The organism is Klebsiella sp. 4_1_44FAA (assembly GCF_000238715.1).
GTDB lineage: Bacteria > Pseudomonadota > Gammaproteobacteria > Enterobacterales > Enterobacteriaceae > Klebsiella > Klebsiella pneumoniae.
Map to the genome: position 1 here is coordinate 320,092 of NZ_JH414799.1, position 6,537 is coordinate 326,628.

A 6,537-nucleotide genomic window follows, 5' to 3' on the forward strand; every position below is an offset into this window, starting at 1 on the left:
ATTCTGGCATGCGCGGAGGCCAACGATAAAAAATACCGTTACTGAAGCCATAGCTGAGTGAGATCAGCTTGGAGTGAATCCAGGATCGTTAAGATTGTGCTCTGGTGTCTTCCCAGAGACAGGCCGCGCGGAAGGGTGACCTGGTTCAATTTATCGAAGCTAGTTTGAAAGCAAGGTTATGAGGAATCCATATGTCTGAACAACAAGCACAAGGTGCCGATGAGGCCATTGACCTTAATAATGAACTGAAAGCTCGTCGCGAAAAACTGGCTGCGCTGCGTGAGCAGGGCGTAGCTTTCCCCAACGATTTCCGTCGCGACCATACCTCTGACCAATTGCATGCTGAATTCGATGCGAAGGACAACGATGAACTCGCTTCCCTGAACGTTGAAGTTGCGGTGGCTGGTCGGATGATGACCCGTCGCGTGATGGGCAAAGCCTCCTTCGTCACCCTCCAGGACGTCGGCGGCCGCATTCAGCTGTACGTGGCGCGCGATGACCTGCCGGAAGGCGTCTACAACGAACAGTTTAAGAAATGGGACCTCGGCGATATCATCGCCGCCCGCGGCAAGCTGTTCAAAACGCAAACCGGCGAACTCTCGATCCACTGCACCGAGCTGCGCCTGCTGACCAAAGCCCTGCGCCCGCTGCCGGATAAATTCCACGGCCTGCAGGATCAGGAAGTTCGCTATCGCCAGCGCTATCTGGATCTGATCGCCAACGAAGAGTCGCGTCATACGTTCCGTATCCGTTCGCAGATCCTCGCCACCATGCGCCAGTTCATGGTGGCCCGCGGCTTTATGGAAGTCGAAACGCCGATGATGCAGGTGATCCCTGGCGGTGCGTCAGCCCGTCCGTTCATTACCCATCACAACGCCCTGGATCTGGATATGTACCTGCGCATCGCGCCGGAACTGTATCTGAAACGTCTGGTGGTTGGCGGTTTTGAACGCGTGTTTGAAATCAACCGTAACTTCCGCAACGAAGGGATCTCGGTACGCCATAACCCAGAGTTCACCATGATGGAACTGTATATGGCGTATGCGGACTACAAAGACCTGATCGAACTGACCGAGTCGCTGTTCCGCACCCTGGCGCAGACGGTGCTGGGCAAAACCGAAGTGCCGTATGGCGACCAGGTGTTTGATTTCGGCAAGCCGTTTGAAAAACTGACCATGCGGGAAGCGATCAAGAAACACCGTCCGGAAACCAACATGGCGGATCTGGATAACTTCGACGCGGCGAAAGCGCTGGCGGAATCTATCGGTATTCAGGTAGAGAAAAGCTGGGGGCTGGGACGCATAGTTACCGAAATCTTTGACGAAGTGGCGGAAGCGCATCTGATTCAGCCGACCTTCATCACCGAATACCCGGCGGAAGTTTCTCCGCTGGCGCGCCGTAACGACGTCAACCCGGAAATCACTGACCGCTTTGAATTCTTCATCGGCGGCCGCGAAATCGGTAACGGTTTCAGCGAGCTGAACGATGCCGAAGACCAGGCGCAGCGCTTCCAGGATCAGGTGAACGCCAAAGCGGCGGGCGATGACGAAGCGATGTTCTACGACGAAGACTACGTGACCGCCCTCGAGTACGGCCTACCGCCGACCGCCGGTCTGGGTATCGGTATCGACCGCATGGTGATGCTGTTTACCAACAGCCATACCATCCGCGACGTGATCCTCTTCCCGGCCATGCGTCCGCAGAAGTAATCCGTTGCACTCCCTCCCGGCCTGCGCCGGGAGGTTCTCCCTGCATTATCCCCGGCCTGTCGGCAGAGCGATGTTATTACAGGACTTTTTGCAACGTGCCGCGCTGGCTGCCGTTTGCCCATACGCCGTTAAAGGCGTCGTTCAGCGTAAAGGCTGAGCTTTTCACCCGGAAGGTCAGTTTACCCTGGCTGGCTTTCGCCTCCTCGACCAGATGGCCGCGGGTTTTCACCGTTTTAGCGGTGACGGTAATCTCATCAATTTTATCGCCATACTCCGTATAAACATACCAGGTGCCCACCCAGGGGCCGAAGCCGCTGTCGGCCTGCTGCGCGGCGGCGGCATTCTCGGCTTTGGTTTTATGAATATCGCAGGTGATCCCGTCGGTCAACTGCGTGCAGCCGGAACGTTCAAGCTGTTCCCGGTATTTCGCGCTAATGGCGTGGGCCGGCGCGGCGGCGACCAGCGCCAGGGTGAGGGTGGTGAAAAGCCAGTTCTTATTCATCTTATTGTTTCTCATCGCGATAGCGGCGTGCCGGGCCAGAGAGAGGGATACACGTTGGTGTATTCTCCCGTTGGCGTCAGAATAAAATAACCCAACCAGTCCTGATAAGTAATTAGCAAGAGGCTCTGGAGTTATTTATTAGTAAAGCATCAAAGTTTCATGCTTATTTCGCAAGCCAACCTTCCCACAGCTTGTCATATTATTGCAGAGAGAATGTTAATTATTTGATGTTTTAAAAGCGGCTATGTGTCATTCAGGCAAATAATAGCAGGCCTGTCCTTGGCGCACGGCAAAAGCCCGCGCTGGTGCGGTGTTGAGTTTTTTTCATATTGCTATCATCATATTTCGAATGAAAGGGATAACCTCTGAAGCGGGTTATTAAGCCAGTAATTTTTATCCGCAAAATAAGCCGGCGGCAAGCATTATTTCCATTTATTTTTCAGGGTTACCTGAAATAGCGAATATACCGCCAGCGCAATGATGGATTTCCATCATTTCTCCGTTTTCATCGTCGGTCGTCACCTGCTTATAGTGACGCCAGACAAGACCACAGGGTGGAAAGGAGAACAAGATGGCGACAGAGCAACTGCGGTGGGGCGTGAGCCCCCTGTGCTGGACCAACGATGTACTCGAGGATTTAGGCGGTGATATTCCCCTGGATACCTGCCTGCGCGAGGCGCGGGAGGCGGGCTATCAGGGCATTGAGTTAGGACGGAAATTTCCCCGCCAGGCATCAACCCTGGGCCCGCTGCTGGCGGCGGCTGACCTGCGCCTGGCGTCCGGCTGGTACAGCGGCATGCTGGCCGACCGCAGCGTGGAAGCGGAGCTGGAGGCGGTGCGGGAGCACGCCCAGCTCCTCCGGCAGCTCGGCGCGAAGGTGATGGTTTACGGCGAATGCGGGCAACTGCCAGGTGAAACCCCGCTTGATGAGCCTATTTCGCTCTCGCCGCCGTTAAGCCGCGTCAGCCTTGCGGCGTATTGCCACAAGCTGAATACCTTTGCTGACCTGTTGCTGCGCGACTATGACCTCCAGCTGGCCTATCACCATCATCTGATGATGCTGGTGGAGCACGATGACGAGCTGGAGCGGTTTCTGTCTCACACCCATGACAACGTCGGGCTGGCGTTTGATACCGGGCACGCCTTTGTCGCCGGGGTCGAGATCCCGCGCGTACTGCACAAATATGGCCACCGTATCCGCCATCTGCATCTGAAAGACGTGCGTCCGCAGGTGCTGGGGCGTCTGTATCGGGAAAACCTGAGCTTTAACGAGGCGGTGCGCGCCGGGCTGTTTACCATCCCAGGCGACGGCTGCATCGACTATGCGCCGATCCTCGACTTTGTCCGGGACAGCGACTACCGCGGCTGGCTGATTATCGAAGCCGAGCAGGACCCGGCGATGGCGCCGCCGCTGGCCACCGCCAGCCGCGCCTATGCCTGGCTGGCGCACCATTTATCTTCCCCTTCATCGTCAGAGGAGTACGCATCATGAGCGCGCGGTTAAATATTGGCCTTATCGGCTCAGGTTTTATGGGGCAGGCACACGCTGACGCTTACCGTCGCGCGGCGATGTTCTATCCCGATCTGCCCAAGCGCCCGCATCTCTACGCGCTGGCGGATCAGGATCAGGCGATGGCCGAACGCCACGCGGCGAAACTGGGGGCGGAAAAGGCCTACGGCGACTGGCGCGAGCTGGTAAACGATCCGCAGGTTGATGTGGTGGATATCACCTCGCCGAACCATCTGCACTACACAATGGCGATGGCGGCGATCGCGGCGGGTAAACATGTCTATTGCGAGAAGCCGCTGGCGGTCAATGAGCAGCAGGCGCAGGAGATGGCGCAGGCGGCACGGCGCGCGGGGGTGAAGACCATGGTGGCCTTTAACAACATCAAAACGCCGGCGGCGCTGCTGGCAAAGCAGATTATCGCCCGGGGAGATATTGGCGAACCGGTGCGCTTTCGCGGCACCTTTGATCAGGGGTTTTATAACGACCCGAACCTGCCCTGGTCCTGGCGCTGCTCGAAAACCCTCGGCGGCAGCGGGGCGCTTGGCGACCTCGGCGCCCATACCCTGTCCGTCGCCCAGTTTTTGCTGGGCGGGATCCGTGAAGTGACCGCCAGCGCGCAAACCTGCCTGCGCCAGCGTCCGGTGCCGCAGACCGATGCCGGGTATGCCAGCCGGGTCGCGGCCGATGCCGAGTGGCGGGAAGTGGAAAATGACGATCAGGTTCAGTGCCTGGTCAATTTCGACAGCGGCGCCGCGGGGGTGATTGAGGCCTCGCGCATCGCCGCCGGTCGGATCTTCGGCGTGTTCTGGGAGGTCTCCGGCACCGAAGGCACGCTGTATATGGATGGGGAGCGCTTTAACGAGCTGCAGGTCTATCGCTTCAACGATGACAAACATGACCGCGGCTTTAAGACGCTGTATGCCGGGAGCCAGATCCCGGCCTATGCCGGCTTCTTCGGCTTCGATTTTGGCGGCGGCGGGCTGGGCTATTTTGACGTCAAGGTGATCGAAGTGCATGACCTGGTGCAGGGGATTTGCGGGGAGGGCGACTGCTATCCCAACTTTGAATTTGGTTTGCAGAATCAGCGCGTGCTGTCGGCGATTGAAGCCTCGATGGCCAGCCGTCGCTGGGTGAACGTGGTTAAAGACTAAGGAGCCGCTATGTTTCCGTCACACTTACCAACCCCGCGCCGCCCGGCGGCGCAGAGCATTCCCATCCTGCGCTGGGGCATTATCGGTCCTGGCTGGATCGCCGAGCGCTTTGTGCACTCATTGAAAACCTACAGCCGGCAGCAGGTGGTGGCGGTGGTTTCCCGCAGCCAGGCGAAGGCCGACCGGGTGGCCGCGGAATGGGGGATCCCCCAGGCTTACGGCCAGGTGGAGGAGATGCTGGCGCGTCCGGATATTGATGCGGTGTATATTGCGACGCCGCACAACCATCACTTTCCCGACGGCATGCAGGCGCTGAAGGCGGGCAAACACGTGCTGATAGAGAAACCCTTCGCCCTCAACCTCGGCGAAGGGCGTGAGCTGCAGGCCGAAGCCGCCCGCCAGGAGAAGCTGGCGCTGGAGGCAATGTGGTGCGATTACGCGCCGAAATATGATGTGATCCGCCAGCTGCTGGAGGATGGGGCGCTCGGCGACCTGCATACCCTGCTGGCCGATCACGGCGAGTATTTCACCCCCGAGCACCGCATCTTCAATGCCGATCTTGCCGGCGGGCCGATGATGGACCTCGGCAGCTATGTGACCTCGTTTGCGCTGATGGTGGGTGGCATGCCGCAGGAGATTGTCGCCCGCGGCAGCGCCACGGCGGAGGGGCTTAACGGTCAGACGTCGATGCTGTTTAGCTGGCAGAACGGGATGCAGGGGTTGTTAAACACCACTTTGTTCAGCAACACGCCGGGCGGGGCGGTGGTGGCCGGACGCCAGGCGACCCTGACGATCGACGGCCAGTTTTACGCCCCCGGCGGCTTCACGCTCGCCGCCAGCCAGGGCGGGCAGGTGCTGCGCTGGGAAGAGCCGCGCAATCGTTACGACCAGCTGTTCTGGCAGGCGGAGCATTTTGCCTGGTGCATCGGGCAGGGGTTGCAGGACTCGCCGCTGCGGCCGCTCAGTCGGGTGCTGCAGAATCTGCAGGTGATGGATGAGGTGCGGCGCCAGGTGGGCGCGGTGTTTAACGAAGAACGCTAAGGAGCCGGCCGGGCATTGGTTTGCAGATAGCGCGAGCGTATCTGCCATTGCCCGGCAAAAGGACGCGTACGATGCCTGATGTCTGTTGCCCGGCGGCGCTGTGCTTGCACGGGCCTGGGATATCTATGCAACCGTTTGATATTAAATCAGATTAGTGCCTGTGTTATGTAGGCCGAGCAAGGCGACGCCGCCGCCCGGCATAAAACGGCTCCGCGTCGGCTGTTCTTGCCCGGCGGCGCTGCGCTTGCACGGGCCTACGATTTCACTGCAACCGTTTGATATTAAATCAGATTAATGCCTGTGTTATGTAGGCCGGGCAAGGCGGCGCCGCCGCCCGGCATAAAACGGCTCCGCGCCCGCTGTTCTTGCCCGGCGGCGCTGCGCTTGCACGGGCCTACGATTTTACTGCAACCGTTTGATATTAAATCGTATTAATGCCTGTGTTATGTAGGCCGGGCAAGGCATCGCCGCCGCCCGGCATAAAACGGCTCCGCGCCCGCTGTTCTTGCCCGGCGGCGCTGCGCTTGCACGGGGCCTACCGATTTTTACTGCAACCGTTTTGATATTAAATCAGATTAATGCCTGTGTTATGTAGGCCGGGCAAGGCGTTGCCGCCGCCCGGCA

Annotated in this window: 5 protein-coding genes; 4 read left to right on the forward strand and 1 reads right to left on the reverse strand. The window is 58.9% G+C overall.

The window, feature by feature from the left end; genetic code table 11:
• Nucleotides 1-191 precede the first annotated feature (191 nt).
• Nucleotides 192-1,709, forward strand: a complete 1,518-nt coding sequence (gene lysS / locus HMPREF1024_RS18840; RefSeq protein ID WP_002892491.1) for a lysine--tRNA ligase — start codon at nucleotides 192-194, stop codon at nucleotides 1,707-1,709.
• Between the two features lie 76 nt (nucleotides 1,710-1,785).
• Here the strand turns inward: lysS and HMPREF1024_RS18835 are convergent, their stop codons facing one another.
• Entirely contained in the window at nucleotides 1,786-2,211 is a 426-nt protein-coding gene (locus tag HMPREF1024_RS18835; protein WP_009308073.1) for a hypothetical protein, read from the reverse strand.
• A gap of 571 nt (nucleotides 2,212-2,782) precedes the next feature.
• Here HMPREF1024_RS18835 and iolE point away from each other — a divergent pair.
• From iolE to HMPREF1024_RS18820, 3 genes are read left to right on the forward strand one after another with little or no spacing between them, the layout of a single operon-like run.
• Nucleotides 2,783-3,703, forward strand: coding sequence for a myo-inosose-2 dehydratase (iolE, locus tag HMPREF1024_RS18830; RefSeq protein WP_002892496.1), 921 nt, complete (start codon nucleotides 2,783-2,785; stop codon nucleotides 3,701-3,703).
• Nucleotides 3,700-4,872: a Gfo/Idh/MocA family protein gene (locus HMPREF1024_RS18825; RefSeq protein WP_004142667.1), complete on the forward strand. Its 1,173-nt coding sequence runs from the start codon at nucleotides 3,700-3,702 to the stop codon at nucleotides 4,870-4,872. The genes iolE and HMPREF1024_RS18825 overlap by 4 nt, the downstream gene beginning before the upstream one ends.
• Nucleotides 4,873-4,881: 9 nt before the next feature.
• Nucleotides 4,882-5,913: a Gfo/Idh/MocA family protein gene (locus HMPREF1024_RS18820; RefSeq protein ID WP_009308074.1), complete on the forward strand. Its 1,032-nt coding sequence runs from the start codon at nucleotides 4,882-4,884 to the stop codon at nucleotides 5,911-5,913.
• The last annotated feature ends 624 nt before the right edge of the window (nucleotides 5,914-6,537 follow it).

What these genes read in the sequence shown, in the direction of transcription:
- lysS (WP_002892491.1), top strand. Translation starts at nt 192, where the DNA reads ATGTCTGAACAACAAGCACAAGGTGCCGATGAGGCCATTGACCTTAAT.
- HMPREF1024_RS18835 (WP_009308073.1), bottom strand. Translation starts at nt 2,211, where the DNA reads ATGAATAAGAACTGGCTTTTCACCACCCTCACCCTGGCGCTGGTCGCC.
- iolE (WP_002892496.1), top strand. Translation starts at nt 2,783, where the DNA reads ATGGCGACAGAGCAACTGCGGTGGGGCGTGAGCCCCCTGTGCTGGACC.
- HMPREF1024_RS18825 (WP_004142667.1), top strand. Translation starts at nt 3,700, where the DNA reads ATGAGCGCGCGGTTAAATATTGGCCTTATCGGCTCAGGTTTTATGGGG.
- HMPREF1024_RS18820 (WP_009308074.1), top strand. Translation starts at nt 4,882, where the DNA reads ATGTTTCCGTCACACTTACCAACCCCGCGCCGCCCGGCGGCGCAGAGC.